We start from the raw sequence: 2262 nt of genomic DNA, 5'->3' as shown, positions 1-2262 counted from the left end.
GGTCTCGGTCTGGGCGGGTGCTGCGGTCATGGTCACTGGTCCTTCCCGATCACGAGCCGCTGGATCAGTGCGACCGCCACGGTCAGCGCGAAGAGCGCGACGCCGATGGCGGAGGCGTAGCCCAGGTCGAAGTATTTGAAGCCCGCGTCGTAGAGCTGGAAGACGAGCGTGTAGCTGGCGTTGGCGGGGCCGCCGCCGGTCATGGTGTAGACCGCGTCGAAGACCTGGAACGAGGCCGTCGTCTCGATCACGGCGAGGAAGAACAGGGCGGGCTTGAGCTGCGGCAGCACGATGTACCGGAACCGCTGCCAGGCTCCGGCGCCGTCGGTGAGGGCTGCTTCCTCCAGCTCGCGGGGGATGTCCTGCATCCGGGCCAGCAGGATGAGCATCCCGTATCCGAAGCGGGACCAGATGCCGACGATGGCGAGTGCGGGCAGCACCAGCACGTCGTCGGAGAGCCAGGAGCCCTCGGACATCCCGAACCAGCCCATCAGGGTGGACCACGGGCCGCCGGTCGAGAAGATCCAGACGAAGACGGTGGCGGCCAGCACCAGCGAGGTGACGACCGGCAGGAAGAACACCGAACGGAAGAACTTCGCGCCGCGGAACGCGCGGCGGGTGATCAGCGCCAGCGACACCGACGCGATCAGCGTGCCCGGCACCGCGAGCACGGTGTACAGGACGGTGACCTTCAGCGCCTGCCAGAACAGCGGGTCGTCCCACAGGCGGGTGAAGTTGTCCAGCCCGATGAAGCTGCCGCCACCCGTGAGGGTGTAGTCGGTGAAGCTCATCAGCACCCCGGCGATGCCCGGACCGAACCGGAACGCCAGGAAGAGCAGGAAGCACGGAAGGACGAAGAGCAGGCCGATCCGGGCCTCGCGGCGCGCCTGCGGCCCGCTGCGACGGCCCCGGCGGGTGGGTTCCGCGACGACTGCCACGGGGATCTCCTTGCGGTACGGGGGAATTGCGGGGGTTCGGGGGGATGCCCCCCCGGGGGAGGGCGCGGTGCCGGGTCCGGGTGCGGCCGGAACGGGCCCCGCGCCCGGTCGGTCAGCGGCCGAGCAGTGCCTGCGCGGCCTTCTGCGCGGCGTTCAGCGCCTCCTGCGGGCTCTTCTTGCCCAGCAGAGCGGCCTGGATCTCGGGTGCGAGGACGCCCTGGACCTCACGGGCCTTGTCCTGGAGCGGTCCCACGGTCATGCTCGGCAGCGTGGCGCCGACCGCCGACTGGAGGGCGTCGTCCGGGTACAGGTCGCCGCCGGACTTGCGGGCCGGGAAGTAGCCCGCCTCCTTCTGCAGGCCGGCCGCGTTCTTCGACTCGGCGACGAAGTTCAGCCAGTCGCCGGTGTTCTTCTTGTCGGCGCCCTTCAGCATCGACAGCGCGCCGACCGTGCCGTAGCCGACCGATTTCGTGTCCTTCAGGGGCGGCTGGACGACGATGTTCTCCTTGCCCCAGAACGGCTCGACGTCGGCCGGGGTGTTCTGCCAGGTGCAGGCGACCTTGCCCTTGGCGGTCGAGGACTGCTCCAGCTTGGGCGTGGTGGTGACCAGGTCCTTGTCGGTGTAGCCGCCGTCGACGAGCTTCTTCAGATACGTCAGCGCCTTGACGCCGGCCGCGTCGTTGAAGGTGACGGTCTTGCCGTCCTCGGAGAACACGTCGCCGCCGGCCTGCCACAGCAGCGGGTAGAAGGTCATGTTCAGCGTCTCCTGGGTGGCACCGCTGTAGCTGGTGGCGTAGTAGCCCTTCTTCTTCAGTTTCGGGGCCAGCGCCTGAAGGTCCGCCCAGCTCGTCGGGTAGTTCTTCTCGCCGATCGCGGCGAACACCCGCTTGTCGCAGATCAGCGGGTTGGCGCTGGTCAGGACCGGGGTGGCGAGGGCCTTGCCGTCGATCGTGACGGACTTCAGCGCGAAGTCGGTGTAGTCCGACTTGGCGTCGGCCGGCATGTACTCGTCGGCCGGAACGATGTTCTTGGCGTACTTCGGCAGCTGGTCCGGGATCAGGTAGACCGAGTCCGGGCCCTTGCCGGAGGCGATCGCGGTGGCCAGCGCGGTGTCGCGGTTGGCCCAGGGGAAGGTCTCCACCTTCACCTTGACGCCCGAGTGCTCCTTCTCGAACGCCTTGACCAGGCCGTCCCAGTACGCCTTGTTCTTGGCCTCGTCGAAGATGACCGGGTAGGTCCACATGGTGACGGTGTTGTCGTCACCACCGCTGGAACAGCCGGCCAGCACACCGGCGGCGAGCACGGTCGCCACGACCGGGGCGGC

The 2262-nt window shown here is 68.5% G+C and carries 2 protein-coding genes; both read right to left on the bottom strand.

Features of this window, described 5'->3' with window-relative positions; all coding sequences use genetic code 11:
• Positions 1-32: 32 nt before the first annotated feature.
• A complete protein-coding gene (locus IE107_RS34320; protein ID WP_189548255.1) occupies positions 33-938 on the bottom strand; it encodes a carbohydrate ABC transporter permease in 906 nt (301 codons plus the stop codon).
• Between the two features lie 112 nt (positions 939-1050).
• Positions 1051-2262 (bottom strand): ABC transporter substrate-binding protein (locus IE107_RS34315; protein WP_189548254.1); only part of this gene is annotated, 1212 nt, incomplete at its 5' end.

It is taken from the genome of Streptomyces gelaticus, assembly GCF_014649535.1.
GTDB lineage: Bacteria > Actinomycetota > Actinomycetes > Streptomycetales > Streptomycetaceae > Streptomyces > Streptomyces gelaticus.
This window is presented reverse-complemented; position numbering and strand designations above follow the sequence as displayed.